25 protein-coding genes and 2 pseudogenes are annotated in these 24,195 nt (G+C 60.7%); 6 read left to right on the top strand and 21 right to left on the bottom strand.

The genetic code is table 11. The annotated features are described in order from the left end of the window. Positions 1-22: 22 nt before the first annotated feature. From nifT to G6N73_RS38000, 16 genes and pseudogenes are all read right to left on the bottom strand, one after another. Positions 23-235, bottom strand: a complete 213-nt coding sequence (gene nifT, locus G6N73_RS19500; RefSeq protein ID WP_165030583.1) for a putative nitrogen fixation protein NifT — start codon at positions 233-235, stop codon at positions 23-25. Beyond that, complete coding sequence (locus tag G6N73_RS19505; protein WP_165030585.1) at positions 232-540, bottom strand: nitrogen fixation protein NifZ; 309 nt, start codon at positions 538-540, stop codon at positions 232-234. The genes nifT and G6N73_RS19505 overlap by 4 nt, the downstream gene beginning before the upstream one ends. Before the next feature lie 85 nt (positions 541-625). Then, positions 626-820, bottom strand: coding sequence for a 4Fe-4S dicluster domain-containing protein (locus G6N73_RS19510; protein WP_165030587.1), 195 nt, complete (start codon positions 818-820; stop codon positions 626-628). A 33-nt stretch (positions 821-853) separates the two neighbouring features. After that, positions 854-2,335, bottom strand: a complete 1,482-nt coding sequence (nifB, locus tag G6N73_RS19515) for a nitrogenase cofactor biosynthesis protein NifB (protein ID WP_165030589.1) — start codon at positions 2,333-2,335, stop codon at positions 854-856. 237 nt (positions 2,336-2,572) lie between these two features. Further along, entirely contained in the window at positions 2,573-4,330 is a 1,758-nt protein-coding gene (nifA, locus tag G6N73_RS19520; RefSeq protein WP_165030591.1) for a nif-specific transcriptional activator NifA, read from the bottom strand. A 132-nt stretch (positions 4,331-4,462) separates the two neighbouring features. Further along, entirely contained in the window at positions 4,463-4,762 is a 300-nt protein-coding gene (locus G6N73_RS19525) for a ferredoxin family protein (protein WP_165030593.1), read from the bottom strand. A 12-nt stretch (positions 4,763-4,774) separates the two neighbouring features. After that, positions 4,775-6,082, bottom strand: coding sequence for an FAD-dependent oxidoreductase (locus G6N73_RS19530; protein WP_165030595.1), 1,308 nt, complete (start codon positions 6,080-6,082; stop codon positions 4,775-4,777). An 11-nt stretch (positions 6,083-6,093) separates the two neighbouring features. Next, a complete protein-coding gene (locus tag G6N73_RS19535) occupies positions 6,094-7,203 on the bottom strand; it encodes an electron transfer flavoprotein subunit alpha/FixB family protein (RefSeq protein ID WP_165030597.1) in 1,110 nt (369 codons plus the stop codon). A 15-nt stretch (positions 7,204-7,218) separates the two neighbouring features. After that, on the bottom strand, positions 7,219-8,070 hold the full coding sequence (locus G6N73_RS19540) for an electron transfer flavoprotein subunit beta/FixA family protein (protein WP_165030600.1): 852 nt from the start codon (positions 8,068-8,070) through the stop codon (positions 7,219-7,221). Positions 8,071-8,253: 183 nt separating this feature from the next. Beyond that, positions 8,254-8,634, bottom strand: a complete 381-nt coding sequence (nifW, locus tag G6N73_RS19545; RefSeq protein ID WP_165030602.1) for a nitrogenase stabilizing/protective protein NifW — start codon at positions 8,632-8,634, stop codon at positions 8,254-8,256. Further along, entirely contained in the window at positions 8,631-9,005 is a 375-nt protein-coding gene (locus G6N73_RS19550; RefSeq protein WP_165030604.1) for a beta/alpha barrel domain-containing protein, read from the bottom strand. Before G6N73_RS19550 ends, nifW begins: the two co-directional genes overlap by 4 nt. After that, complete coding sequence (gene nifS, locus G6N73_RS19555) at positions 9,002-10,219, bottom strand: cysteine desulfurase NifS (RefSeq protein ID WP_165030606.1); 1,218 nt, start codon at positions 10,217-10,219, stop codon at positions 9,002-9,004. The genes G6N73_RS19550 and nifS overlap by 4 nt, the downstream gene beginning before the upstream one ends. A 174-nt stretch (positions 10,220-10,393) precedes the next feature. Next, positions 10,394-10,858 carry a (2Fe-2S)-binding protein gene (locus G6N73_RS38630; RefSeq protein WP_246252271.1) on the bottom strand — a complete coding sequence of 155 codons (465 nt, stop codon included), beginning with the start codon at positions 10,856-10,858 and terminating at the stop codon, positions 10,394-10,396. Between the two features lie 95 nt (positions 10,859-10,953). After that, positions 10,954-11,262 (bottom strand): annotated as a pseudogene (locus G6N73_RS38635) (iron-sulfur cluster assembly scaffold protein); the annotation flags it as partial. A gap of 18 nt (positions 11,263-11,280) precedes the next feature. Beyond that, positions 11,281-11,601, bottom strand: coding sequence for an iron-sulfur cluster assembly accessory protein (locus G6N73_RS19565; protein WP_165030608.1), 321 nt, complete (start codon positions 11,599-11,601; stop codon positions 11,281-11,283). A gap of 534 nt (positions 11,602-12,135) precedes the next feature. Beyond that, complete coding sequence (locus tag G6N73_RS38000) at positions 12,136-12,267, bottom strand: hypothetical protein (protein WP_281352915.1); 132 nt, start codon at positions 12,265-12,267, stop codon at positions 12,136-12,138. Positions 12,268-12,330: 63 nt separating this feature from the next. On the opposite strand from G6N73_RS38000, the gene G6N73_RS19575 reads away from it, so the two are divergent. The 4 genes and pseudogenes from G6N73_RS19575 to G6N73_RS19590 form a co-directional block, all read left to right on the top strand. Next, entirely contained in the window at positions 12,331-13,392 is a 1,062-nt protein-coding gene (locus tag G6N73_RS19575) for a hemin-degrading factor (RefSeq protein WP_165030610.1), read from the top strand. 11 nt (positions 13,393-13,403) lie between these two features. After that, positions 13,404-14,165 (top strand): ABC transporter substrate-binding protein, encoded by a 762-nt coding sequence (locus tag G6N73_RS19580; RefSeq protein WP_165030612.1) that lies wholly within the window; start codon positions 13,404-13,406, stop codon positions 14,163-14,165. Positions 14,166-14,444: 279 nt separating this feature from the next. Continuing rightward, complete coding sequence (fdxB, locus tag G6N73_RS19585; RefSeq protein WP_165030614.1) at positions 14,445-14,768, top strand: ferredoxin III, nif-specific; 324 nt, start codon at positions 14,445-14,447, stop codon at positions 14,766-14,768. Further along, positions 14,756-15,380 (top strand): annotated as a pseudogene (locus G6N73_RS19590) (nitrogen fixation protein NifQ); the annotation flags it as partial. The gene fdxB and the pseudogene G6N73_RS19590, both read left to right, overlap by 13 nt. Before the next feature lie 1,074 nt (positions 15,381-16,454). Here G6N73_RS19590 and G6N73_RS19595 read toward each other — a convergent pair. Further along, entirely contained in the window at positions 16,455-18,377 is a 1,923-nt protein-coding gene (locus G6N73_RS19595; RefSeq protein WP_165030618.1) for a potassium transporter Kup, read from the bottom strand. A 680-nt stretch (positions 18,378-19,057) separates the two neighbouring features. Between G6N73_RS19595 and G6N73_RS38640 the strand changes: the two genes are divergently transcribed. Together G6N73_RS38640 and G6N73_RS38330 are read left to right on the top strand one after the other, a co-directional pair. Beyond that, a complete protein-coding gene (locus G6N73_RS38640; RefSeq protein WP_425484115.1) occupies positions 19,058-19,558 on the top strand; it encodes a type II toxin-antitoxin system Phd/YefM family antitoxin in 501 nt (166 codons plus the stop codon). A 144-nt stretch (positions 19,559-19,702) separates the two neighbouring features. Continuing rightward, the gene (locus G6N73_RS38330) at positions 19,703-20,005 is read left to right on the top strand and encodes a hypothetical protein (RefSeq protein ID WP_343044677.1); all 303 of its coding nucleotides are present in this window, start codon (positions 19,703-19,705) and stop codon (positions 20,003-20,005) included. Here G6N73_RS38330 and G6N73_RS19610 read toward each other — a convergent pair. The 4 genes from G6N73_RS19610 to G6N73_RS38645 form a co-directional block, all read right to left on the bottom strand. Continuing rightward, positions 20,002-21,219 (bottom strand): MFS transporter, encoded by a 1,218-nt coding sequence (locus tag G6N73_RS19610; RefSeq protein WP_165030620.1) that lies wholly within the window; start codon positions 21,217-21,219, stop codon positions 20,002-20,004. The genes G6N73_RS38330 and G6N73_RS19610 overlap by 4 nt on opposite strands. Before the next feature lie 57 nt (positions 21,220-21,276). Then, complete coding sequence (rpoN, locus tag G6N73_RS19615; protein WP_165030622.1) at positions 21,277-22,716, bottom strand: RNA polymerase factor sigma-54; 1,440 nt, start codon at positions 22,714-22,716, stop codon at positions 21,277-21,279. Between the two features lie 163 nt (positions 22,717-22,879). Continuing rightward, positions 22,880-23,413 (bottom strand): peroxiredoxin, encoded by a 534-nt coding sequence (locus G6N73_RS19620; protein ID WP_165030624.1) that lies wholly within the window; start codon positions 23,411-23,413, stop codon positions 22,880-22,882. A 42-nt stretch (positions 23,414-23,455) separates the two neighbouring features. Further along, entirely contained in the window at positions 23,456-24,001 is a 546-nt protein-coding gene (locus tag G6N73_RS38645) for a transcriptional repressor (RefSeq protein WP_425484116.1), read from the bottom strand. Positions 24,002-24,195: the final 194 nt, after the last annotated feature.

Below are 24,195 nucleotides of genomic sequence, written 5' to 3' on the forward strand. Positions count from 1 at the left end.
CGCTCTCTATCAACCCGCCGCATCAGTCCTCGTCGGAAATCTTCCTTGCCTCGACGGTGATCGGCAAACGCGTATCCCGCGGAAGGTCGGGTAGGACGAGTCGCCAGCCGTTCCTGAGCGTTACGGTCCCGCCCCACAAGTCTTCCTTCTCGATTTTGACGATGGGCTCTTCGAGATCCTTTTTGGGGACATAAGCTGACAAGCCAGCATCGGTCCTGCGGATCATTACTTTCATGGCCGTTCCTTCATTAGCAGTGCTTCGGGAGTCTCGGCTTTGTCGAGGCTCATCAATTCGCGCGCCCGCATGCCGACCACCGTGCCACGATCGACCCATTCGACCGCATAGATGAAGAACTGCTGGAGAAAGGTGCCAACGTCGCGCACATAACCCTCGTCGCCCTTCCGCACGAGGTTTTCGCCGATCTCCCTGCCAGGATAGGTGCCGTCATTCTTTATGTGGCGTGTGGCGCGGACCCGCTCACCGGGCATAAATCGTGGAGGCCTGCGGATTTCGATCTCCTGTTCGCGTCCGAGCCACATGGCCGTTCCCTCCTTTCTCGAGGCTGCAGGTTGGTGATAAAGGAGTTCCAGGCGGCCCAGACCGTATCGGCTGCCGAATTGGACGTCAGGCAGGAACGCAGGTCTTCGGCACCGGACATACCGAGGCGCATTGCTGCGTATCGAAGGCCCCCTCGCATTCGGTGCACTTGTCCCGCTCGATCACGTAGCTCTCGCCCTTGAACTTGATCGCTCCGGAGGGACATTCGAACTCGCAGGCGCCGCATTGGGTGCATTGGGATGCGATGATCTTAAAAGCCATTTTAACTCCTGGTTCGGTGGGAAATGAGACGGCTCAGGCCGTCGCCGCCAGCGGCTGGACCCCAAACTCGGCGGCGTAAAGCGCGCTGATTGCGGTCTCGATGTAGTCGTGGCCATAAGCGTCGATCGCTCGGATTCCAGCTTCCGCGAGCTGATCCTTGGGGCAATCTCCGATCTTGGCGCACAGCACGATGTTTATGCCTTCCAGCGCAACGATGATGCCTTCGAGGGTGGCCTTTTCGCCCCACCCTCCGAGGCAATATTGCTCGATTTTGCGATGCCCGACGAAGCTGATCCCCCTCGGCGAGGCCTCATACACCTGGAATTCCTTCGCATGGCCGAAATGGTCGTTGACACGGCCGCCGCCCTTAGTCGCCACCGCGACGAGAAGGGACTTGCCGGAGCTCGCTGCCTTGAGCATTCCGATCGCCTCTCTCCTGGCCGCCACGTGATCGTGGCGCTCGCGCGCGACCACCTCCCGATAGGCCTCGCGCTTGGTGGCGTCGTAGGTGACCTCGCCGGGAATCCGGTCGAGTGTGAATTCCTGGCCACCATCCTCGCCGAGCAGACCGACGGCGTCAGCCCGGCACTGCCGGCAGTGGCGCATCAACTTGGCGCCGCCCTCGAGACGATCCTGAAGAGCCTTCAGCTCCATTGCATTTGGGCCGCGCTGCCCGGTCAGGCCGTAATGCGTACCGTGCGCCGGGTCGGAAATCAGGGGCATGACGTTGTGCAGGAACGCGCCGCGCTCCTTGACCCATTCATTCACCTCGATCAGATGCTCGTCGTTCACTCCAGGGATCATCACCGAATTGATTTTGGTGAGGATGCCGCGCGCGGTCAGCATCTCCAGGCCCAACATCTGTCGCTCGTGCAGGATCCGGGCGGCTTCGATGCCGGCGTAGCGGCGCTGGTCGTAAAAGATCCAGGGATAGATCTTTGCGCCGACTTCCGGGTCGACCATGTTGATGGTGATCGTCACGTGGTCGACATTCATTTCGGCAAGCTCGGCGACATGGTCCGGAAGCGCGAGCCCATTGGTGGAGATGCACAGCTTGATGTCGGGGATTTCTCTGGCGACTTGTTCGAACGTTGCCTTTGTCTTTTTCCAGTCGTAACAGGCATCGCCCGGTCCGGCGATGCCGAGCACGGAAAGCTGCGGCACTTCATTGGCGACCGTGATCACCTTGCGTAGCGCCTGGTCGGGGGTCAGCTTTTCCGAGACGACCCCAGGCCGGCTTTCGTTGGCGCAGTCATATTTGCGATTGCAGTAGTTGCACTGGATGTTGCAAGCCGGTGCGACTGCGACGTGCATGCGCGCAAAATAGTGGTGCGCTTCTTCTGAAAAGCAGGGGTGATCCTTGACCTTCTCCCAGATAGCCGGATCCATGTCGTCCTGCTTTCCCGACAAGCCGCAGGACGAAGATGCGCAGCCACCCGATTGCGCGGTCGCCAGCAGTTGGTCGAAGGATGTCGTGCTGGTCAGGCTCTGAAGCGAAACTATCGGCGCGGGCATCGAACGGCTCCGTTGCTGGGTGAACGTCGCAGTTCAAAGCGCAAGAGCTATGCCAACTCAAAGAGTCGATTTTAATACACTAACTGGCTTTTCGTGTCGGATTCTGTCGGTTTGCTCCGACACAATTTTTGTCGGGCTTCCGACACTGGACAAGAGAATCGGGTCGCGAAGGGCACCGCGTCTCAGGGACAGTGCAGGAGGGCTATTCCGGCCTGACGTTTGATGTCGACAGGACCTCTAGAATTTCTTCACCTCGATACCATGCCGGCGCAGGGCGTAGCCGATTTGCCGCGGCGTGAGGCCGAGGATACGAGCCGCCTTGGCCTGAACCCAGCCGGCCTTGTCCATCGCATCGACCAGCCGGTCGCGTTCCGTCAGACGCGGCAAAGCGGGATCGTTCGGATCCCCGGCCTTGAGGGGCGATACCTTACCCTCCGAGACGCCGATGCGCCTGGTCGGCGGCCGCGATCCAACCGGTATTATTTTGTCCTGTGTGAGCTCGCCGATGGCATTGCCGCCATGCGAACGGCCGGCTCCTTTCCAGAGAAGCGAAGAAAGGCACTGGCTATTTTTGCAGGCGAAATCCGATGGAGTGATCGTCCTTGAACGCGCAAGTGTGGCCGTCCTTTGCACGCAGTTTTCAAGCTCCCGGACGTTACCAGGGAAGTAGCATTGCGAGATGAGTTCAAGCGCCGACGGCGCGAAGGCGAGCTCGCGATGGTTCTCCTTGTTGAATCGGTCGAGGAAGGCGTTGGCAAGGCGTGGAATATCACCGGGTCGCTCTCGCAGTGGGGGCAGGATGATTGGCACCACATTGATGCGGTAGTAAAGGTCGGCCCTGAACTCCCCATTCACGACAGCCGTCTCGAGATCCTTGTTGGTCGCGCATATGAGGCGGACGTCGACCTGCAGCGTCCTGGTGCCGCCGACTCGCTCCAGTTCGCCTTCCTGCAAGACGCGCAACAACTTAGCTTGAAAGGCAGGCGAAATCTCGCCGATTTCGTCAAGCAGCAGTGTTCCGCCATTTGCCAGTTCAAAACGGCCGGCGCGCTGGGAGATAGCTCCGGTGAAGGCGCCCTTTTCATGCCCAAACAGCTCCGATTCCAGAACGCTTTCAGACAGTGCTGCGCAGTTCAATTTGACGAAAGACTTCTTCCTCCGACGTGAGAGCTTATGGATGGCTTGCGCAAAGAATTCCTTGCCGGTGCCGCTTTCGCCCCGCAGAAGCACGGTGGAATTGGTTCTTGCTACGACCGAGACGGTTTCAAGCACCCGCTTGAGTGGGGCACTTTCCCCAATGATCCCGTCGATTTTGAAATGCGAACGCCGGGCGGAGCAGGTCCTCTCCTCGTCGAGCGATTTCTCCGGTCTCCATTGCTCGTCGACATTCCGCTGGCGATCTGTACTCAGCATGCGATGGAGACGGATGGTCCGGCCGACAAGGTTGGCGACCATGGCCAGGAAGCGCATGTCCTCGTCGTAACGGAAACCGGTGGCGCTGTTCTCGACACGGTCGATCGACAATGTCCCAAGGATCTTATGCTCGGCCTTTACGGGGACACCGACAAAGGCAATTGGGATGTCGTTGTTGCTCGAAGACGTTTGAAGGTCAGCCTCAAATAATTGGGACTTGCGGACATCCGGTATGAGGAGCGGCGTCCCCGTAGCGACGATTTGGTCTATTACGGCCTGCGGTATGGCGCGGCGAGTGCCTGATGGAGGTGGGTGGGTGTTGCCGGCAGTTGCGGTAATCTCCGGCTCTCCTCCAGCGTCCAGGATAACGATTGCTCCGTGACGCATTTGCAGAAACGACGGGAGGATGTTCACGACATTGGCGAGCGTAATCTCCAGCCGGGCGGGAGCCGTCAGGACCTTCGATATCTCGTAGATTCCCCTAAGCGAGACATCTGCTTGGGGCATGCTTTTGATGGGTGGTTCAGGCCGGGTGTCCCAAGGCCCTGCTTCATCGACCCGGTCCCGCGGTATGTGAGCCATGGAAACACGCCTCAGGTGTTGTTCAGGAGGCTCCTCCCAAGCGCCTTTCTGATAATCCCAGCAAAGGTTTGATGTTCATCTTGACGCAACTCCAGGCGTACTACGGTTCACGCTCTTGAAAGGGTGTGCCAGTCATCCGAACTTGAAGAGGACACCGAAGCCGCCGCGCGGATAGTTCCACTCGATCTCGCCACTGGGCTCGCACAATATCCGGCAGGTGCCGCACTCCATGCAGCCGTCGGCGGTGATCTCTACTTGGCCCTTGTCGTTCAACTCATAGCATTTCGCCGGGCAGACGTGGGTCAGCGCGAGCAAGTTCGCGCTTGGCCTCTCGTGCGGTCGCACTTTAATATGCGGGCGGCCGGAATCGATCAGGTAGCGGTTCTGGTAAAGCTTGTCTTCGACACGTAACTTCGTCACTGCGATCGTCATCTCGTCTCCCCCTCAGCGCCACGCGAATGCCAGGCGGACCGCGTCGCTGACCAGCCCCCAGCGCGAACGCGCCTTGATGAAGGCGGCCGTGGTCGCCTTTTCCTTCTCGATCTTTGGCGTGCCGTCGACACGCATGAAGTTCTGCGCGGCTTGCGATACCAAGCGCGGATAGGTCGTGAAGAAATTGCAGGAATTGGTGTGGAGCAAGGCCGGCATGTCTTTGTATTTCCTCAGGTCTTTGACCACGAAGGACTTGTCCAGCATGGCCTGGTAGAGGGTGAGGTTCCGTTTGGTCATTGGAACGTTGCGGCTCTTGACCTGGACGATTGCCTCAGCCGCGATGCGGCCGGAGGTCATGGCGAGGTTCGAACCCTCGCGGTGAACGGCGTTGTTCAATTGCGCGGCATCGCCGACCACGACCCAACCGTCGCCAAAGAGTTGCGGAATCGCCTTGTAGCCGCCCTCGGGAATGAGATGCGCGGCATATTCTTTCACCTCCGAGTCGGCGATCAGCGGCCGGATCGAAGGATGGTTTTTCAAGGTATCGAGGAGGGCGTAAGGGCTCTCCGTCGCGGCGGCGAAATCGGAGACGAGGCAGCCGATGCCCAGCGAGATCGACTCCTTGTTGGTGTAGAGGAAGCCGAGCCCGGTCATACTGCGGGAGATCGTGCCCACCGCCTCGATCACGCAGCCTTCATCGCCCTTGAGGCCGAACCGCTGCTCAATGACCTCCTCGGGCAGGAAATGCATTTCCTTGACGGCGAGCGCCACGGTTTCGGGCTTCGGCATCTCGCGCAGGCCGGCCCGCGTGCCAAGCAGTCCGGAAACACCTTCTGCGAGAACGACCACGTCCGCATAGATCGCTCCGCCGGCCCGATCTGTGCGGACGCCGATCACCTTGCCCCTGGCATCACGGACGAGTTCCGTCACGGTCGTCTCGCAAAGAACCGTCGCGCCGGCCTCGCGCACCTTGCGCGAAAACCACTTATCGAACTGCGCGCGGATGATCGTGTAGCGGTTGGGCTTCGCCTCATTGAAGTCGTCCGACCGATAGTGAATCCCGGTGTGGGACGTATCGTCCATCACCCAAAGCCGCTGTTCAACCAGATGCCGCTCGAGAGGCGCGTCATCCCGGAAGTCAGGGATGATCTTCTCCAGCATGTTCGCGTACATGATGGCGCCCTGGACATTCTTGGAGCCCGGATATTCACCGCGCTCCAGCTGCAGCACCTTCAGGCCGTGGCTTGCCATGGTGTAGGCAGCTGCGTTCCCGGACATGCCGGCCCCGACGACAATAGCGTCGAATTTTTCCTCGATCATGTCCGTCTCCCTTAGCTCGCAAGCTTGTCGCGACTGTGCGGCGACAGGCGTCGGGTGAAGGCCTCCGTCAGCGCAGGCAGGAAGCGGATCGCATCGGTGACGATCCCGAGGTGGGCGAAATCGAAAATCGGCGCGTTCGGATCGGTGTTGATGGCCACGATGAGATCGGCTCCCTCGACGCCAACCCGGTGCTGGATGGCGCCGGAAATCCCGGCGGCTATATAAAGCTTCGGCCGGATGGTCTTGCCAGTTTGGCCGATCTGCCGGTCTGCCGGCATCCAGCCCTTCTGGACCAGCGGGCGCGAACAGCCATGCTCGGCGCCGATCGCTCGAGCGAGGTTCTTCACAAGCTGCAGGTTCTCCGCCGCGCCGAGACCGAGGCCTCCCGCAACCACGACGTCGGCATAGGCGAGATTTGCCTTTGCCGACTGGCTGTCCGGCAGGAAGCCAAGGACTTTGGTGACGATCTCGTCCTCGGCTACCGACACCTTGTGTTGGATGACACGCCCAACCGGCTTCTCCGCCCGCTGCGGCATGGGCATGACCCTCGGTCGCACTGTCGCCATCTGCGGCCGGTAGTTGAGCGTATAGATCGTGCACAACAGCGAACCGCCGAATGTGGGACGGGTCGCGGCGAGCGAACCGTCCGCATCCACGTCGAGTTCGGTGCAGTCGGCCGTGAGCCCTGTCTGCAAGGTCGTCGCAACGGAGCCGGCAAGATCCCTGCCGAGCGTGGTCGCACCCAGAAGTAGGATCTCGGGTTTGTGGGTATCGACCAGATCCGTCATCGCCTTGGTGAATGGCTCGTTCCGATAGTCGGCGAGCAGCGGAGCCTCGACGATGTAGACAAGGTCAGCGCCATAAGCGAAGGCTTCGGCAACGGCATACCAGGTGGCTTCTCCCGGCGGTCCGAGCACCACGCCCGCAAGCTGGACGCCGAGCTTGTCGGCAAGCTTGCGACCCTCGCCGAGCAGCTCGAAGGAGACGGGATGGACCTGGGCGCGCTCCAGCTCGATGAAAACCCAGACGTGTCGGTAGTCCTTGAAACGCTCGGGCAGCTCCTTCTTTATGCCGGCACGGCCGGCGGCAGGGCGAGGGCTTTCTTGATTCGCGGTCGACATTGTCTGCTCCTGGCGTCACGCGCCGCTGTTGAAGGCGAGTTCATGTTCCAGCGCCGGCTGGCGGGTGAGGATTGCGGCGATGAGTTCGTCAGCGATATCGCGCAGCGGCTTCTCGGCGGTGTCGATTTGCGCCGCCTTTTCCGCCCGCGGCGTAGGGGCGAAAACGCGCTTGACGACCGTCGGCGAGCCGCGCAGCCCGCATCTGGTGAGGTCCTCAATGCCGGCGTCGGCCGCACTCCACTTCAGGACCTGACTGCGCGCGGCGCACAGGGCGTCCTGGAGCGAGCCCCGGCGGATCTCGTTAGTGCCCTCCAGCATGGTGATGAGGCAAGGGAGCCTGCTCTTCAGCATCTGCGTGCCGCCTTCGGAGCGGCGCTCGACCTGGATCTCGCGCGCAGCGAGATCAATGGAGGCGATCTTCGCGACATAGGTGAGTTGCAGGAGATCGAGGCGCTTGGCGATGCCAGGCCCGACCTGGGCGGTGTCGCCATCGATCGTCTGCTTGCCTGTGAACACGATGTCTGGCGTGCCGAACGTCTCGCCAACTTTCGCGATTGCCTGGGAAAGAGCGAAGGAGGTTGCCAGCGTGTCGGAGCCGGCAAAATAGCGGTCGGTCAAAAGCACCGCGCGGTCGGCGCCGTAACCGAGCGCCTTGCGCAGCGCGTCCTCTGCCATGGGCGGACCCATACTGAGCACGGTGACCTCGCCACCATAAGCGTCACGCAGTCTGAGTGCTTCTTCAAGCGCGAACAGGTCGTAAGGGTTAATGATGGTCGGCACACCTTGGCGCATGATCGTGTTCGTCACCGGATGGACGCGAATCTGTGCCGAGTCCGGCACCTGCTTGATGCAGATTACGATGTGCATTGGCGGTTTCTCTAGGCTCCGATCCGGATGCGGGCTTGGCGGTTCACCTGCTTCGTGCATTATTCGTGCCAACGTTTCGCGCTCCGCTATTGCTAGAAATTCAGCTGGTTGCCTCTGAAGGCTTCGTCGTGATGCCCGGATTTGTCGGCTTCCCGACATTGTCGCGTCGCAACCGCGTCGCGCTCATTCCTTCCCGAACCGCTTCAGCACGGAGTCGAACGGGACGAAGGTGCAGCCCGGCGTGGCAGGTTTGTCAGGATTGTGGTCTTTGAGCACCTTGAAGACCCGGTGCGTGAGCGGCGAGGAAATCGCGAACTCCTCGTAGGCGCGTTGCAGCGTGGCGCGCACCCGCGCAGCGATCACCGGATCGGGCAGACCGGAGAAATCTTCTTGGGCAAGGTATTGGCCCATGCGCTTCATGATATGGAGCCGTGAGACATTGAGCACCTTCGGATCATAGGAGACACCAAGGACTGCGAAGAACTCCTCCGCAGCCGACAGACGTTTCAGCCGCGCGAGGATTTCGGTGACATCGATGGGACGGCCGTCGGCGGAACAACTCATTGCATTCTCCCTTGCGCGGAAACTGTGGCGTCGGGTGCGTTCGTCGCACGGCTGACCCGCAGCCGCGAAATTCGCGGTTCGAGCAATGGGATGCGATCAACCTCCGAGGCAATCGCGTCACTCTCGATTGCTGCGTCGAGATCCTGCACCGCCATCCGGCACCAGGCCGTGAGGCGAACTGGGAGACGCCGCACGACCGCGGCGCGAATTGCTTCGACCTCGTCGGCACCCATGACCGGCGTGCCAATCTCGACTCTGGAACGTCGGGCTGTCGCTAGAGACTCGGCGAGTTCCACGGCAGTGAAGGCGACGCCGCGTGCCTGCTCGCCATCGCGCCAGGTTGTATGGTTGAGAAAGACCTGACCGTTCATGGGCGACTGCCGGTTCTTCTGCTGCTCAGGCACAGACCTGATCGAAGGTCTTCGGCACTTCGCTTACCCGGCCCAGAACTGCGGAAGCCACGCAGCTTCTCCACGATTGCGGGCAGGACCTCGAGCACCCGGTCGACGTCCTCTTCACCATTGTAGCGCGAGAAGGAGAAGCGGACTGCCGCGTGTGCCGCGTTCATCGCCCTCAGGACATGGCTCGGCTCCAGTGAGCCGGAGGTGCAGGCGGAGCCGGAGGAACAGGCGATGCCCACGCGGCTGAGGAGAAGTGGGATTGCATCGCCTTCGTTATATTCGAAGACGATGTTTGCGGTGTTCGGCAACCGCTCCAGCGGATCGCCAGTGACGAAGCTGTTTGGGATGCGCCGGAGAATCCCCTTCTCCAGGCGATCGCGGAGCGACCTTACCCGTGTGTTCTCGTCGTCCATGAATTTCAAGGCGAGTTCGGCTGCCATGCCGAGCCCGACTATGCCGGGCGTATTCTCGGTGCCCGCACGCCGGTCGTGCTCCTGGTGACCCCCCTTGATCAGCGAGCGGAAGGGCACGCCATGCTTTACATAGAGTGCGCCGATCCCTTTCGGGCCATGCATCTTATGGCCGGAGAGCGACAGCATGTCGATTGGCGTCGATTTCAGGTCCATCGGAAGCTTGCCGACCGCCTGCACAGCATCGGTATGGAAAAGGGCGCCGGCTTCCTTGGCCAACTCAGCAAGCTTGGCCACGGGGAAGATCGTACCAGTCTCGTTGTTCGCCCACATGATCGAGACGATCGCCACGTGTGGGTTGAGGGCGGCCCTGTAGGCGTCGAGGTCGAGCCGGCCTCGGCGATCCACCGGGATCCTGTGCACCTTGACGCCGCGCGTCTTCTCAAGATGCGCGCAGAGCGTCAGCACGGCCGGATGCTCGACCGCGGAAGTCACGATCTCTGTTCGGTCAGGCATCGCCTCGAGCGCCGAAAGAATCGCTGCATTGTCGCTTTCGGTCCCGCCCGAGGTGAAGGTGATCTCACTGTCGAGCTCCGCGCCGATCAGTGCTGCCAACTGCCCGCGCGCCTTTCTCACTGCGGCAGCGACGGAGGTGCCAAAACCGTGGATCGACGAAGGGTTGCCGAATTGATCCGTAAAGAACGGCAACATCGCTTTAACGACCCAAGGATCGACCCGTGTCGTTGCGTTGTTGTCGAGATTGATAAGCCTCATGGGTGCGATCCTCAGTTGACCGGAATGACGCCAAGCGCGAGACCGGTCGCCTCATTGAGCGTCTGGCGCATTCCCCTGATGGTGACGAGGCGAGCTGGCAGCCGGCGCAGGCGCCCGACAGTTTGACGTTGACCTGGTCGCCCCTCGACATCGACAAGTTCGCAGTCGCCGTCGTCAGCCCGCGGGTAAGAACAAATGCTCGCGACAGCGTTTTCGATCAGTCGAATTTGCACAGGCGCTGTGGCGTTTGGCGGGTGGGCGCTCCCCCTGCCGGCGGGGGAGCCTCCATTGCAGCGTCGCCATTTGGCGGCCACCAGCTTCGGGTGCCGCCAGGAATTGAACTGTTTGGGGCGGCGACGTTCTCCGCATCCTACCGGAAGCGATCGCCGATTCCGAAATCGGCTTTCGACCCTGCCTTGTACCTGAGGGCGCGGACATCTGTTGTGCCGGCCGTATAAGCCTCCTCGGCCGTAGTGAGGCCTTCGGCGGCCATCGCACCGGCGCAAGCACTTCCTCGATTGCTTCGAAGCATGCGAGGCAGCCGCCGACAGCCTTTGTGTAGTGAGTGACCTGCTCGACGGTGGTGAGCCTGTTGATACGACGGTCCGCTCGATCATCGCTTGATCGACACCGAAGCATTCGCAGGCTTCCTCGTGATCTTCGCCCCAGTCCTCGCCGTCGTGGTTGGCGATCGCACCCTGAAGCACCACATAACCCATTACCGAGCAATGCATCTTCTCCGGCGGCAAGCCACCGAGAAGGTCCGCGATGTCCTGATGAGTGATCCGGATGGCCTCATCGATGGTTTTGCCGATGATGGGTTCGGCAAGCGCCGACGAGGAGGCGATCGCGGAGCCGCAGCCGAATGTCTGGAGTTTCGCGGCAGTGATCGTTTCCGTCACCGGCTCGTCGCTCATCATCAATTCAAGCGAATCGCCGCAGGCGATGGCGCATACCTGACCGACTGCATTGGCTCTCTCCAGGACGCCGGCATTCTTCGGGTTGAAGAAGTATTCCTTGACCTTGTCGCCACAGTCCCACATGGCTCTACTCTCGGGCGATCAGCCGAAAGACTTGCCGCAGCCGCACTTCTCCCGTGCGTTGGGGTTGTCGAAGACAAAGCCGGAGGAATCGAGCTCCGTGACGAAGTCGACGGTCATGCCGGCGACATGGGGTTGGGAGCCTACGTCCACGAAGACCTTGACCCCATCTGCCTCGATGATTGCATCGCCCTCGCGCGACACGCTCTCCAGGCCCATTACATATTTGAAGCCGGCGCAGCCGCCGGTCTGGACCATGATGCGAAAGCCGTCCGCCGGCTCGCTGGCGCGGGAAAGAGCGGTCTTGACGGCGGCAACAGCGTTGTCGGTGAGCGTAATCATGGTTCGATTTCTCCGCAGTCCGTGACGTGTTTGCGGATCACCGTGCATGGACCGTGCCAAAGGAAAAAACCGTTTCAAAACAGTCGGGCGTCTCCAACGCCGCCATGAATCTTGTGCGCTATTGCTGGGAAGACGTCTGGTAATCGACACGTACTGTCGGGTTTGTCGAGTCGGGCACACAGGCTGTTCGGCTTAAATTCCTGCTGCACTCTGACGTAAACTATTGACTGGTATGCAGAAGGTTTTTTCTGAGCTTGCTCCTGCGCAATTGGCATGAGTTTTGATGCTCCCTTTGGCGAGGCGGCAAGAACTGACGACAGATATTCATGTCGTGGGTGCGCTTGCGACCGGTGCAACGAAGGAAAGAAAGCAACATGTCAGGTCTGGGCCAGATCCGCTTCTATGGGAAAGCAGCACCCGTGGAATCCGAATGCCCGATCGGCCGATTGGCGTCGACACCCACAACCGCTCGCCGCCGGCTAGCGGCCATCGACCGACTTGAAATGGGATTCGACCGGCATGTGCCTGCCAGTGTCATCGCGTCCGCCGTTCAGACAGCACGCCCGCGCGTTTTGAGCGGGTGCCGACGGCGATGCGCACGCTCTCCAGCAACACTCCGTTCCTGGCGGGCACGAGATGCGGATCGAGCATCACGGCGCGCTCCATCGGCTGAAGATCACCCGGCAGGGCAGCTGACGCTCAACAACTAGGTGCAAGCAGGGGTAAGACATGGACCAGCGCGAGAAACCCTCGCCGGACGAAATCCGGCGGGCACGGCAAGCCAATCCGATAATACGCGAGCGCGATCTCGCTGCCCAACTCGGCATTTCGGAAGCGGAACTGGTTGCGGCCGATTGCGGTCTCAGCTCGTTGCGCATCGAGCCGCGCGTCAATGATCTTCTGACTGGTCTCGAAGCGGTCGGCGAGATGATGGCGCTGACCCGCAATGAAAGTGCCGTGCACGAGAAGATCGGCGTCTACGACAACGTGCTCACCGGCAATGACCATGCCATGGTGCTCGGCCACGACATCGACCTGCGCATCTTCCCGAAAGTGTGGGCGCATGGCTTTGCCGTCGAGAAGCGCGACGGCGGCGACATCCGCCGCAGCCTGCAATTCTTCGATGTCGCCGGCGAGGCGGTGCACAAGGTGCACCTCAGGCCGGCCTCCAACCTCTATGCCTATCAGAAGCTGGTGGCGCAGCTCGAATCCTCGAACCAGGAGCCGATCGTGTCGGTTAAGGCGAGCGCAGCCGACGATGACGCAGAGGTTCTGGACCAAGCCGCCACGGTCGATGACCTACGCGAGCACTGGAGCGGGCTGACCGACGTGCATCAGTTCTTCGATATGCTGAAGACGCTGAAGCTCAGCCGCTGCCAGGCGATGCGCATGGTCGGTCAGGATTACGCCTGGCCGCTCGACAAAGAAGCCGTTGGCGCCATGTTCCAACATGCGGCCGAAGGCGAGATGCCGATCATGTGCTTTGTCGGCAATCGTGGCTGCATCCAGATCCATTCCGGCCCGATCAAGTCGCTCAAGCCGATCGGGCCGTGGATCAATGTGCTCGACGAGACCTTCCACCTGCATCTCAGGACCCACCAAATCCGCGAGGTCTGGGCAGTGCGCAAGCCGACCAGGGACGGTCACGTCACGTCACTCGAAGCCTATGGCGCCGACGGCAAGATGATCATCCAGTTCTTCGGCACGCGCAAGGAAGGCGAACGCGAGCGCGGCGACTGGCGGTTCCTGGTCGAGAACCTGCCGCGTATTCCAAGCCCGGCCGCCGCGTGAGGTAAAGATCCATGCGCGTTGCTTGCCGTTTCCGCTCGCTGCTCGCGCCGATGCTCGGCGTCCTGCTGGCCGCCACTTTGCCCGCTGAGGCCAATGAGGGCGTAGCTGTCTTTTCCGATCCGTCGCCGATCGCCTCGATCGTCGGCGCCATCACCGAGATCGTCTACGCGCCTGGTGAGGAAAGTCATCTCGTCGCTCGCGATTCGACGAGCCAACCGAAAGCCGCGCTGAAGCTGCCCGACGTCGGCTACATGCGTCAGCCGTCGCCAGAGGGTGTTCTGTTGGTCAAGCCATCGGGGGTTCTCGTCCTGCATGGCAGCGGAGCGGCGAAAGCGGCCGACGTGCTGAAGAAATCGAACGGGCCCTTCATCGAAGCGCCCGAGCATTACAGCCATGAAGACATCCTCGAAAAAATCCGCGTCGTCGGCAAGGCGCTCGGCGTCGAAGCCAAGGCCGAAAAGTCGGCGGCCGAGATGGATGCGAAGCTGAAGGCGGCCGAGAAGCAGACCTCGTCGATCAAGGAACGCAAGCGCATCCTGTTCGTGCTGTCGACAAAGGGCGGCAAGATCCTTGCACCTGACACAAGCACCGCCCGCGACGGCATCATGCTGCAGCTATGCCAGCGACCGCGGGGCGGAGACCAACAGCCATCTCGACTATGCCCTCTTCCAGCGCCGGCTGTCTGGTGCACTGGTTCGGCGTCGCCAGCAGAGCCAGGACGGCTATCTCTGCACACCGACGCGGCAGGATCTGTCGTTCGAGACAATGTGTGAGGCGTGCCGATCGGCAGCTGAACGCACGGTCAACGGTAGGGCACAGGGGCGGAAACCTACAGGTCGCTTTTAGCAGACGGTGGTACATAGACTCGAAAATACGTTGGAAAGGAGGATTTGAAGAATGCTTTGCCCATGGCCTCCATCATTCTTCCTATGGGTCTCAACCGGAACGCAGCAATCACCATGCTACTTGCACAGTGAGGATGCAGCTTCAGGATGCCGCGGGGACGAAGGGCGCTCAACAGCTGCAGGAGACCTCGCGTTGGAGAATTCACGATGAGCGCTTTCGTAACCCGCGACGGCTCCAGATGGATGCCGCAATACCTGACCGCTATCGATGGCACGACTTGCATTGGCTGCGGCCGCTGCTTCAAGGTCTGCTCGCGCGAGGTCATGCACCTTTACGGCATCGATGAGGCGGGTGAAGTCCTCGGCGCCTGCGACGGCGAGGACGACGACTTCGATGGCGAGCTCAATCGCATGATCATGGTCGTCGACAATGCCGGCCGCTGCATTGGCTGTGGAGCCTGCGCCCGCGTCTGCCCGAAGAACTGCCAGACCCATGTTGCGGCCGATGAGCTCGCTGCATTGTCTGGCTGACAAACCAGGAGAACGGCACCCATGTTTGCCCATCACCATGGCTGCCTCGGCGCCGACCAATAGCCGCCCATCGAGCCGGAGATGGGATTTGACCAGCATGTGCTTGCTTGTGTCCTCTTGCGTGCCCTCGAGGAGGTCGAGGCCGGCGAGGCGACGGCGACTGAGGCAACCGGCCTTTCGCGGGCCGAGCTGCAGGATATCCTGATCGGCAGTTTCCCCACTATCTCTGCCAAGGCCTTCGCCTTGGAAAAGGTAACCGACCCCGAGCCGGATCTGGAGGAAGAACTTCTTCGCGGCCTGCTGCTCGCACATGCCCGGCCGGGCGAGGAGGCGAGCGCCCGGTTCGTCAAGATCATCGCTCGGCGTGCGATGCGCAATGACCATCTGTGGCAGGACCTTGGCCTTTTCAACAGGGCCGAACTCAGCCGCTTGCTTGCCACGCATTTCCCGACGCTGGCGGCCGGCAACACCCAAAACATGAAATGGAAGAAGTACTTTTACCGCAAGCTCTGCGAGGCTGAGGGCTTTTCGCTATGCACCGCGCCCAGTTGCCGAGAATGCAATGACTTCGAAAGCTGCTTCGGTCCGGAGGAAGGAGAAAGCCGCCTTGCACGGTAAAGAACGGGATCGGCTTGGAGAGTGGCTTTCGCAAGCGCTACAAGGCCGCCGAGGCTCGGTCTATGCTTCGCTCGAGCAGCCTCCCCAACGTATTGAACCACTTCGTTGAGCCATTCCTTGCTTGTGATCTGTATAAGGTCCGGAGGCGCCAAACAGACTCCAGAGGCCACCCATCCGGCGATGGCGCTGTCGCCAGATCAAGAGTGTGGTTGGATTGCGAGACGTCGCTCTCGTGACGCGACAAGACGAGGACTTCACGACGTCCCGAACATTGGGCAAGCGGCTTCTCGACGTCAAGGCAACGCTTCCGCGGCACGTCCGCATAGCCTTACCCGAAAGCGTGCAACGCAGCCGAGCTGCGGGATCGTGGCGCCGCGCTTGGAACGCCGCTAGTCTTAATTCGTCTCTTTCTTCAAACCCTGCCATAGGGATCGAAGTTTGCCCGTGACCCGATCTGGTTCCTGAAGCACAGCAATGACGAGAGCCGCGCAGCAGACCGCCACAAAGGCGAATATCGTCGAGAGATACAAACTGTCGATGATAGCAAGCATTTCCATTTCGAACTGCCCCGCTGTCCTCCAACGTCATGGACGCTTGGCCATTGCGCAAGCCCTAATCAGCCAGTTGCTGCTCCTCTCCCCTTAATCTTCGATCCGCAGCAGGCCGACCGAGCTGAAGCTCGCGCGCTGGTACAAGGCGATGTGCAATGACCGGGGGTCTCTTGTGCGGCTGCGCGTGTTGAGCCTCGGCGCCTGCTGACAGTCGACGATCAGGGCGCGACGCGGCAACGTCGATGTCTTCGATGCAAGCTTCGGGAAAGCGCGGCTTGGCGCAGGCGAGCCGGTTCCTGACGATCGCGACTGGAGCTGGACCTGACGGAGGCCATCGGGAATTGGGCCCGCTTAGGATGGCGCCGTCAATTTGTTGCGGACGCTAATCCACCATCTGGAAGTGCAAGCAGCCCGTTTAGTCGGAGCGACCACTCTGCGAAAGGGATTCCAGCTCACCAATTCCGAGTGCTTGTCCCATCGGTCAGCAGCTTCTGAATTTGGGTGGCGGCCAGCGGGATCAGACCGTGACTTGGGTGCCGACCTCGACCACGCGGCCGGTCGGAATTTGGAAATAGCGCGTTGCGTCCGCAGCCGTGCTGGCAAGCCCGATGAACAGCCGGTCCTGCCATAGCGGCATGCCGGAATTGGGTGATGCCTTGATCGAGCGCCGCGACAGGAAGAAGGAAGTCGACATGATATCGAACTTCCAGCCTTGCTTGCGGCAGATCGCCATCGCCTTCGGGATGTTCGGCTGCTCCATGTAGCCGAACCTCATCGTCACCCGCATGAAGAGATCGTTGATCGGCGTCATCTTGATCCGTTCGCTGTCAGGAACGGTCGGATGCTGCGCCGTCACCACCGACAGGATCACGTTCTGCTCATGCAGCACCTTGTAGTGCTTCAAGCTGTGCATCATCGCCGCCGGCGCGCTCATCCGATCGCTGGTCAGGAACACGGCGGTGCCGGGCACAAGCTGCGGTGGCTTCGCTGCCATCTGCTCGGCAATGAAATCGAGCGGGATCTCGCTCTTGCGGGATTTCTCGAAGAGGAGGCGGGTCCCGCGCACCCAGGTCACCATAACGACAAGAACTGCGCCAGCAATAAGGATCGACACCCAGCCGCCTTCGAGCACTTTCACGATATTCGCCAGGAAGAAGCCGACATCGACGACTCCGAAAAAGACTGCCAGCGCAAGCGCCGGCAGGAGCGTCCACCTCCAGATTCGCCTCGTCACGACATAGAGCAGGATTGTCGTCACAACCATGTTGCCGGTGACCGATATGCCGTAGGCTGAAGCGAGGGCGCTGGACTCACCAAAGCCGACAACCAGCAGCATCACCGACAACGCGAGCAGCAGGTTCACGCGCGGCAGGTAGATCTGCCCGGATTGCGTTTCGGAGGTATGCCGGATTTCGAAACGCGGAAGCATGTTGAGCTGCACGGCCTGTCGCACCAGTGAATAAGCGCCGGAAATCACAGCCTGGCTGGCGATCACGGTTGCTGCCGTAGCCAGCGCCACCATCGGCACCAACGTCCAGCCGTGGTTCATCTCGAAGAATGGATGTCCGATCATACCGCCTCGGGAGAGAACGAATGCGCCTTGCCCGAAATAGCTGAGCAGCAGGCACGGGAATACGATCATCAGCCAGGCCAGCACGATCGGCCTGCGGCCAAAATGACCGAGATCAGCGTAGAGCGCTTCAGCCCCTGTGACCGCAAGAAACACGGCGCCAATGGTCACGAAGGCAGTGCTAGGCGAATGGCTGAGAAAATATGCGATATGGAGCGGGTTGATGGCCGCCAGAACGCTCGGATCGTCCGCGATGTGCATCAGTCCGGAAAGCCCGATCGCGACAAACCACAGCGCGGTGACCGGTCCGAATACCGATGCAACACTGCCGGTTCCAAAACGCTGAACCGCAAACAGCGCGGCCAGAATAATCAGCGTGATAGGCACGACGTAGGGGTCGAAGGCCGGCGTTACCACTTCGAGACCTTCGACCGCCGAGAGCACCGAGATTGCCGGTGTGATGACGGCGTCACCGAGAAACAGCGCCGCGCCACACATTCCAACCCACAGGATCACCGACGACGAGCGTTTTGAAAGACCCCGTCGCGCAAGCGCCATCAGCGACAGCGTACCGCCCTCTCGCCTGTTGTCGGCTCGAAGCACGAAGACGATATATTTGATGGTGACGATAATCGTCAGCGCCCAGACGATCAGCGACAAAATGCCGAGAACGTCCTCCCGTCCTGCCTGATTTCCGCCGGTCGACGCACGCAGCGCCTCGCGAAGAGCGTAGATCGGGCTGGTGCCGATATCGCCATAAACAACGCCGAGCGCACCAAGCATTAAGATTATGAGATTGGACTGGCCAAGCGAGTCCTTGGCTGCAGGCTGCGTAGAATCGGCGTGCCCGCCAGCATCATCATTGGCCATAGACGATCACTCCATCCAGAACTGGCGGGCTCCGGTAGTCCTGTTGCAACGCAAAAGCAATTGGTTTCGTTGCCGCAACCCTTACCGGGCGCGGTCCAACTCCGTAACCTAGTCAACGAGCATCGACGCTAAAGGCCGAGCCAGGGGCTATCCTGACTCCCCTCGCGGCGACCGACTCGACGAACGGCTATGCCTTCATCTTCTCAGGCAGCATCAGCCACAGATGCCTGCCACGAGAACGATGATATGGGCGGCAGGATTGCAGCCGCGATGTTCCTGCCTAGTCTGAGCTTCAGCCCGGCCTTCGGTTTCCAACTCGGCCGCAGTGCCATCCGCGACCCACAAGGAAGCGATGGCGGGACGCAGTGAAGCAGCTCCCCAGATGGTTGCGCGGACTCTTTGAGCTGCGCGTTTCTCCTGAGCCGGAGGCGCCATCAACCAGGCGGTTCGTAAGCCAGGCGCGAAGCTCTTGGGGAGGGAACGGATGTACCAGCTGCGCGTAGCCGCCAACGAGCTCAGCGGCGGAGCGCCATCGTCCGCCAGAAGCCGTAAGCGTCATCCTCAATGATCTGGAATCCGAACCTGCGCGCCAAGGCGGCAATGGCGTCACGCCGCTCGATCCGGCACCTGCCGACAAGCGGCTCCACGCCATCCGCGATGTCATCGCGACGGTGGAATCCATGCCGCTGATCACCGCGTCGATCCTGTCCAAGAAACTCGCCGCCGGACTTCCTGACCGGGCGGTTTCGAGCCGGGCGGCGGGAGGAGGTGACGCCGAGATGCTGCAGGCGGCCGGCATTGCCGGATCCAACCGGGAAGGCATGGATCGCGCCGCCCGGGCGTTGCAGGGCGGCAAGGCTGCGGAAGTTATGCGAGTTTTCTGTATAATGCAGAAAACACAGACTGGAGCCGACATGCAGACCAAATCAGTCTCCACCGCCGAATTTATCCGGCATTTCGGGCGCTACCATGACGAGGCGCAGCGCGCCCCGCTCACCCTCACCAAGCATGGCCGCGCCTCGGTTGTCGTCCTTTCGGCCGAAATCTTCGAGCGGCTGATAGCCCAAGATGACCCACGGCGCGCCTACGCCGCCGGCGAGACGCCGCCGGACCTGGCCAAAATCCTTGTGAGCGAGCTTGACCGCCAGTCGGCCGAATACGAGGCCGGAAAGAATGAATGACCGCTTTGTGAGCGGATCGATCGTCAGAGCGGTGCAGGTTTTGAACGGCAGGGCGCAAGCCACCGGACCGGACCAAGAGGCGAGATCGCCACCGGCCGGCCTAATCCGCTGATCGCGACGCGCAAGTAAGGACAAACTCACCGAGTGGGCGACGACAGCCGTCGGCGGGTACGGTTCGGCGTCCCAAGCGAGGTACATCATTCCATACCGGCTACAAACCGCCCAATTGCCAGCAAGCTCGGCGCGGAGGTGGAAGCCGGCGAGGCGCTGGCGCTGGTCCATGCGAGATCCGAGGCCGACGCGGAAGAGGCGGTCGCTGCGATCCATGATCGGCGAAACGAAGCCTGCAACCGCCAAAGTAATCGTGCGCACAATCGCGCCGCGCGGCTGATGCGATTGCACCTCTCGCTGCGCGGCACTGAGGACCCCTCCTGTTATGTGGTCTAGATTCCGCGCTCCGGGCCGAGCAGGAACACTGTCAGGGCGGCGAGGAGCGTGGCAACCGCGCTGTAGGCAAAGGCACTGTCAACGCCGGCATTGTCCACCAGTAGTCCGCCGAAAATCACGCCGGCTGCAATGGCCACTTGGAACGTTGCGGCCATCAGCACACCGGCGCTCTCGGCCTGCTCGGGAGCGGCGCGCAGCACCATCCATGTCTGTGATCCCACCGGCACCGCGCCGAAGGCAAAGCCCCATGCGGCAACCGCGATCGCCGAGGCCGACGCCGATGGTCCCACCGTCAGCAGCGAGACAGCGGCTATCGCTATGGTCAGGGCCGGCAGGGCCGCGACTGCCTTGAGGCTGTGCTTGGCCAGGAATGCGCCGGCTAAATTGCCGAAGATGCCGCCGATGCCAAAGGCGAGCAACACTAGCGAGATCGTCTCGGGATCGAGCGTGGGAGCCTTCTCGAAGAAGGGGCGGATATAGGTGAAGCCGGCGAAGTGCCCGGAAGCGACCAGCAGGACGACCAAAAGCGCGACCCTGATCGTCGGAGTCCTGGCCACATCCAGCAGACTGCGGAAGCTAGCCACTGCAATCGGAGGCAGCCTCGGAATGGTTATGAGTTGCACCAACAGTGTAAAGGCGCCAACGACTGCGGCGATCATGAAGGCGGTTCGCCATCCCCAGATTTCGCCGACATAGGCGCCGATTGGAGCCGCGCAAACGTTAGCGACGGAAACGCCGGTGAGGATGATCGACATGGCGCGCGGCAGGAGGTCATTTGGAACGAGCCGCATCGCCAGCGCTGCCGAAATCGACCAGAAGCCTCCGATCGCTATGCCGAGCACGACGCGCGCGGTCAGGAAGACCGGCACCGACCACGCGACGGCCGCCAGAACGTTCGATAGGATCAGCAGCAGCGTCATCGCCCACATGACGATCCTGCGGTCCAGGCGCTTTGTGATGATGGCCATTGTCGGGGCGGAGATCGCCCCAACGATCGCGGTCGCTGTCATGCCCTGTCCAGCCACACCGTGGGTGATACCGAGATCATGCGCGAGCGGCGTCAGCACGCTGGCAGGCAGAAACTCTGCCGTCACCAGGCCGAAGCTGCCCAATGCAAGCGAAATGACCCCACCCCATGCGGGACCGGACCGTTGATCGGGCTTTTCTGGGTCGTGCAGAACTGCCTCCATGAAGCTTGTCGCGGATTCGGTCATGGACAGGGTCTCCATGTGTGGATGCCCTGCACCATGGGGTGGCTTCGTTGACCCGCATTAAACCCCTAGTCGCTTTTCCCGGCGCCGTTGCACGGAGGAGGGGATGTTCATCGCTTCCCGATATTTTGTGACTGTGCGGCGCGCGACATCGATGCCGGTTTCCTTGAGCCGAACGACGATGCCCTCGTCGGAAAGCACGTCATCGGGCGATTCTACGGCGATTATCGCTTTGATCCGATGGCGGACAGCTTCGGCGGAGTGCGCGTCGCCGCCTTGGGAGGAGGCGATCGCGACGGTGAAAAAGTACTTAAGTTCGAACACGCCGCGCGGGGTAAGCATGTACTTGTTCGACGTCACCCGGCTTACCGTCGACTCGTGCACGTTGATCGCGTCAGCGACAGTCCTAAGACTGAGCGGCCGCAGGTGGTCGACGCCGTGCTGCAAAAAGGCATCCTGCTGGCGGACGATTTCAACCGCAACCTTAAGGATCGTCTTGGCGCGCTGATCGAGGCTGCGGATTAGCCAGTTCGCGTTTTGGAGGCATTCGTTGAGAAATGCCTGATCTTTCGAACCTTGTACGGTCAGGCGTGACACTTCTGCGAAGTAGGTTTGGTTGATCAGTACTTTGGGCAGCGTGTCCGGATCAAGTTCGACTTGCCATCCACCTGCGGGCGAGGGCAGGACCAAGACGTCGGGTATGATCGATTGCGGCTCTCCGGATTGAAATCGGTCTCCAGGCTTGGGGTCGAGCGCACGGATTTCACGCAACATGTCGAGAAGGTCGTCTTCATCGACGCCGCAATGCTGCTTCAAGGCCTGAAAATCGCGTCGCGCAACCATCTTAAGATTGGCAACCAAAGCTGCCATCGCCGGGTCGAACCGGTCTCGCTGGCGCAGCTGTATCTCAAGGCATTCGCTGAGGGTTCGCGCAAAGATTCCCGATGGATCGAACTGCTGCAATGTTTCGAGAACCCGTTCCACATCAGCCTCCCGGACGTTCAAGCTACTGGCCAGCTCCAAAAGGTTTACTTGAAGATAGCCGGTGTCTTCGAGATGAGCGGCAAGCTCGCCAGCAATCAGCCGCTCCTGCGGTGTGAATGCGGTGAGGGCTATCTGACGAGCGACATGGTCGTGCAATGTTTCGGTGAAGGCGGCAAACTCGTCGAGCGCAGGGCGACTACCCGTCGGATTATTCGTCGTGTTGCGTGTTGATTTCCATTGCCCGAGCCGTTCTGGAGACCCGGCCCTGGTCAGCCCGTCAACGTCGTTTCCGTCTGCGCCGGTGCGCTGATCCGCCCCGAAAATCGACGGAACATCGCCAACAGGCCCGCTGTCGTTTGACGCAGCTTCCAAAAGCGGATTCTTATCGAGTTCCTGTTCCACGTACTGATGCAATTCGGCATGCGCCAATTGCAGCAAGCGAATCGACTCAATGAGTTGAGGCGACGTAACCATAGATAGCTTCTGGCGCTGAAGCAGGCTTGCTGAGGAATGCATGGTAGCGCGAATATCCTATCGAGGGGCTCTTGGGACTTTGAGGTGTTGACTCCTTTAAAGCGCGCCGCATTTGCACGGCCTCATGCGACGCGCTTTCGAGTTTTGTTTCTTTTGCATGTCATTGCCCCAAACCGCTGCACGCGATCGGGCGACATGTCCTAGGTCATGCGGCGGCCCTTAGCGTTTCAAGAACGTTTTGCGGGGACGAGACGCCATAGGGGTCGGTCTCGCAATTGTCGGAGAAACCTTCCTCCTCGAACCACCGCTCCACAACGCCATTGTTGATCAGAGCGGCGTAGCGCCAGGAGCGCATACCGAAGCCGAGATTGTCCTTGGCGACCAGCATGCCCATCTTGCGCGTGAACTCGCCTGAGCCGTCGGGAAGGAGCTTAACCTTCTGCAGCCCCAAGGCCTTCCCCCACGCATTCATGACGAAGGCATCGTTGACGGAGACGCAGTAGACCGCTTCAATTCCCAGCTTCTCAAACTCGTCATAGAGCTCTTCGAAATTGGGCAGTTGGTAGGTCGAGCAGGTCGGGGTGAAGGCGCCTGGCAGCGAGAACAATATGACGCGCTTGCCGACAAAGTAGTCGTCGGATGTCTTTTCTTCCCACCGGTATGGATTTGGCCCCTGGACTGAATCATCGCGAACACGCGTGAGAAAGGTGACCAAGGGAACCTTCTTTTTAACGGTCATCAATATTGCTCCTCTAGATGAACCTGGTGCATTGCCTCTCGGTTAGCTGACGCAACACCGAGCCGGCATCCCGGCACGAGATGAGGCCTTGGCGGCTCCCAATTTCCCATCTGGTTGTGTGGGAACGTCTTGGCTCCTGGTCTTGTCACCCAAACGAGATCGACAGGAGGGATCTCTTTCAGCAGCTAAGGCGCTGGCAGCGACATCGATGACCCGCTGCCCGTGCTCGAGAAGAGGGCGGCAGCAGCCGTAAGTGGTTTCGAAATTGGCGTGTGACGCGTCAAATGTGACGTCTCGCAAGAGTGCCGCGTCACTGAACTGGTTCAGCGTATTGTAGACGGTTGCCGGTGACCCGCCGACCTTGGCTTGGGTGGCGTTTTGATGGTGCTCTTCGGCACTTACATGCTCATGAGGACCTGCAATCGGCGATTGCAGGAGCGCCACGCCTTGGCGTGTCGGGTTCGGACCAGCCATGCGCAAGGCAGGCACCGAGCACCGACCTGTGGAGGCGGAGACGGTGTCCCGATGTTCAGCTGGAATGGGCACGGTCTCCTCTGGCGATCGTATAGAGCTTCGCGTATCAGCCATGGCTCTGGTAGCTTTCCTTCATGCTTTGATTAGCTCTAACCATGGGATTGCAAGCACCATGCCATTTCACTTGAACGCACCGAACCGGACTACCGTTTTTTGCAGAGACCCTTGGCTTGAGCAGAAGCACGGTGCCTTCACCGAAACCGAACGGCCGCGCAATCGCTGGGTCACCCGGGCCGAGCAAAGGTGCT

The sequence above is a fragment of the Allomesorhizobium camelthorni genome (assembly GCF_011045125.1).
In the GTDB taxonomy this organism is placed as follows: domain Bacteria; phylum Pseudomonadota; class Alphaproteobacteria; order Rhizobiales; family Rhizobiaceae; genus Allomesorhizobium; species Allomesorhizobium camelthorni.

Coding starts and splice junctions, on each gene's coding strand:
- nifT (WP_165030583.1), bottom strand. CDS start 235: ATGAAAGTAATGATCCGCAGGACCGATGCTGGCTTGTCAGCTTATGTC.
- G6N73_RS19505 (WP_165030585.1), bottom strand. CDS start 540: ATGTGGCTCGGACGCGAACAGGAGATCGAAATCCGCAGGCCTCCACGA.
- G6N73_RS19510 (WP_165030587.1), bottom strand. CDS start 820: ATGGCTTTTAAGATCATCGCATCCCAATGCACCCAATGCGGCGCCTGC.
- nifB (WP_165030589.1), bottom strand. CDS start 2,335: ATGCCCGCGCCGATAGTTTCGCTTCAGAGCCTGACCAGCACGACATCC.
- nifA (WP_165030591.1), bottom strand. CDS start 4,330: ATGGCTCACATACCGCGGGACCGGGTCGATGAAGCAGGGCCTTGGGAC.
- G6N73_RS19525 (WP_165030593.1), bottom strand. CDS start 4,762: ATGACGATCGCAGTGACGAAGTTACGTGTCGAAGACAAGCTTTACCAG.
- G6N73_RS19530 (WP_165030595.1), bottom strand. CDS start 6,082: ATGATCGAGGAAAAATTCGACGCTATTGTCGTCGGGGCCGGCATGTCC.
- G6N73_RS19535 (WP_165030597.1), bottom strand. CDS start 7,203: ATGTCGACCGCGAATCAAGAAAGCCCTCGCCCTGCCGCCGGCCGTGCC.
- G6N73_RS19540 (WP_165030600.1), bottom strand. CDS start 8,070: ATGCACATCGTAATCTGCATCAAGCAGGTGCCGGACTCGGCACAGATT.
- nifW (WP_165030602.1), bottom strand. CDS start 8,634: ATGAGTTGTTCCGCCGACGGCCGTCCCATCGATGTCACCGAAATCCTC.
- G6N73_RS19550 (WP_165030604.1), bottom strand. CDS start 9,005: ATGAACGGTCAGGTCTTTCTCAACCATACAACCTGGCGCGATGGCGAG.
- nifS (WP_165030606.1), bottom strand. CDS start 10,219: ATGAGGCTTATCAATCTCGACAACAACGCAACGACACGGGTCGATCCT.
- G6N73_RS38630 (WP_246252271.1), bottom strand. CDS start 10,858: ATGCTTCGGTGTCGATCAAGCGATGATCGAGCGGACCGTCGTATCAAC.
- G6N73_RS19565 (WP_165030608.1), bottom strand. CDS start 11,601: ATGATTACGCTCACCGACAACGCTGTTGCCGCCGTCAAGACCGCTCTT.
- G6N73_RS38000 (WP_281352915.1), bottom strand. CDS start 12,267: ATGGAGCGCGCCGTGATGCTCGATCCGCATCTCGTGCCCGCCAGGAAC.
- G6N73_RS19575 (WP_165030610.1), top strand. CDS start 12,331: ATGGACCAGCGCGAGAAACCCTCGCCGGACGAAATCCGGCGGGCACGG.
- G6N73_RS19580 (WP_165030612.1), top strand. CDS start 13,404: ATGCGCGTTGCTTGCCGTTTCCGCTCGCTGCTCGCGCCGATGCTCGGC.
- fdxB (WP_165030614.1), top strand. CDS start 14,445: ATGAGCGCTTTCGTAACCCGCGACGGCTCCAGATGGATGCCGCAATAC.
- G6N73_RS19595 (WP_165030618.1), bottom strand. CDS start 18,377: ATGGCCAATGATGATGCTGGCGGGCACGCCGATTCTACGCAGCCTGCA.
- G6N73_RS38640 (WP_425484115.1), top strand. CDS start 19,058: ATGCCGCTGATCACCGCGTCGATCCTGTCCAAGAAACTCGCCGCCGGA.
- G6N73_RS19610 (WP_165030620.1), bottom strand. CDS start 21,219: ATGACCGAATCCGCGACAAGCTTCATGGAGGCAGTTCTGCACGACCCA.
- rpoN (WP_165030622.1), bottom strand. CDS start 22,716: ATGCATTCCTCAGCAAGCCTGCTTCAGCGCCAGAAGCTATCTATGGTT.
- G6N73_RS19620 (WP_165030624.1), bottom strand. CDS start 23,413: ATGACCGTTAAAAAGAAGGTTCCCTTGGTCACCTTTCTCACGCGTGTT.
- G6N73_RS38645 (WP_425484116.1), bottom strand. CDS start 24,001: ATGGCTGATACGCGAAGCTCTATACGATCGCCAGAGGAGACCGTGCCC.